Origin of the sequence: Roseateles sp. (assembly GCF_049240545.1) — a bacterium.
Classification (GTDB): Bacteria; Pseudomonadota; Gammaproteobacteria; order Burkholderiales; family Burkholderiaceae_C; genus Paucibacter_A.
This window is the reverse complement of sequence record NZ_JBMLSK010000283.1, coordinates 1-1,805: the sequence shown is the minus strand read 5'-3', so window position 1 is coordinate 1,805 and position 1,805 is coordinate 1. Positions and strand designations below refer to the sequence as shown.

The window sequence follows — 1,805 nt, the reverse complement described above, 5'->3', positions numbered from 1 at the left end:
GGGCGATGCCGGCAAGTGGGTGAGCTTGCCCAGGCGCAGGTAAGCGATGGCGATGCAGTTGGCGGCCGTCCTGAACCCGGGTTAGTCGTGCTTTTCGTGCAGATTGCTGCGCTTTGGCTTGAAACCCAGTATCCATGCGGATCCCGGCTGCTTCCACCCCCACAAGATGGCCCCTCGTCGTTTCGTGTGGAACCCAACAGACAGAATGGCCGGTCGTCGTCGAGCCCGGTGGGCATGTGGGCAGGCTGCCTTTGAGCCTGTCCACATGTCCACGGGGCGGTAGCCAGGAGTACGGATTTGAACGTTGGCGTGGAGGCGCTGTTCACCGGCGCATTGGGTCTGCAAGCACCATGGGTGGTGCGGGATGTTCGGCTTGACACCGCCAAGCACCGCATCGATTTCGACGTCGAGTGCAAGCAGTCGCTGCTGGCGTGCCCGGCTTGCGGTGCGGCCTCGCAGAAGGTGCATGACCGGCTGCCGCGCTCGTGGCGGCATCTGGACTTTTTCCAGTACGAGGCGTGGCTGCACGCCGAGGTGCCACGCGTGGGGTGCACGGCCTGCGGCAAGACGACGCAACTGACAGTGCCGTGGGCTCGCCAGGGCAGCGGCTTCACGCTGCTGTTTGAAGCATTGGCGCTGACGATGTGCAGGGACTTGCCCGTGCGCCAGGCGGCCAGGGATCTGCGGGTGCGCGACAAGCAGTTGTGGCGCCGCATCGAGCACTACGTGAGCCAGGCGCGCAGCAAGCAGGACATGAGCCAGGTGCGTATCGTGGGCATCGACGAGACCAGCCTGCGCCGCGGGCATGACTACGTCACCGTGGTGCACGACCTGCAAGCCAAGCGGCTGCTGTTCTGCACGCCCGGACGTGAGCACCAGACGATTCAGGCCTTCACGCAGGATCTGCATGCCCACGGCGGTGAGCCCACAGCTATCGCCCACGTCTGCATGGACATGAGTGCGGCGTACCTCAAGGGGGCTGCCACCTACCTGCCCAACGCGCTGGTCAGCTACGACCGCTTCCACGTCGTCAAGCTCGCAGGCGAAGCCATGGACGAGGTGCGCGCAGCCGAGTGGAAGACCGAGCAGGCGCAGGTGCAGCAGGAACTGGGCGTGCTGACGGCCAAGCAGCGCCGCTCCATCCTGTGGGGCATGCGCAGGAATCCTTCGGGCTGGACGGCCACGCAGCTTCAAGCCATGCACTGGTTGCAGCGAGCAAACCTGAAGACTGCGCGTGCCTGGCGGCTGAAGATGGCGCTGCGCGAGGTGTTCGCCAACGCACGCAGCCACAACCAACCCGAGCTCGCTGGCGCCGAGTTGAAGGCCTGGCTGTCGTGGGCGCGGCGCAGTCGCCTGGAGCCCTTCAAGCGGCTGGCGGCCACGCTCAGGGACCACTTCGAACCAGTCGTGCGCGGCATGCTCGATCACCGCAGCAACGCCTTCGTCGAGGCGATGAACGGGCTGATGCAGCAAGCCAAGCGCGCGGCCCGCGGCTTCAGGACGGCAGCCAACTTCATCGCCATCGCTTACCTGCGCCTGGGCAAGCTCACCCACTTGCCGGCATCGCCCTTCGTGCCGGCCAAGGCGCTGTCAGAGGGCCTGACACAGCATCGGATGTGCGGTCAAGTTCCACACGGAACGGCATAGAGCCGTCAACTTGGCTCCGCGTGGGACAAGATTGCTTCACACGCGGTAATGGACATCGCGCGGTGAGGCCTAACCCCTCGTTCAAGCCGACCCGCTACGGCACGCAGCGTAAGCCTGGTCCGCGGCACATGGTGCATCATCGCGAACCAGGCTTACGC

General features: G+C 65.3%; 1 protein-coding gene. It reads left to right on the top strand.

The window, feature by feature from the left end; all coding sequences use genetic code 11:
* Window positions 1-297 precede the first annotated feature (297 nt).
* Window positions 298-1,647: an ISL3 family transposase gene (locus ACOVRJ_RS18345; RefSeq protein ID WP_422045272.1), complete on the top strand. Its 1,350-nt coding sequence runs from the start codon at window positions 298-300 to the stop codon at window positions 1,645-1,647.
* Window positions 1,648-1,805: the final 158 nt, after the last annotated feature.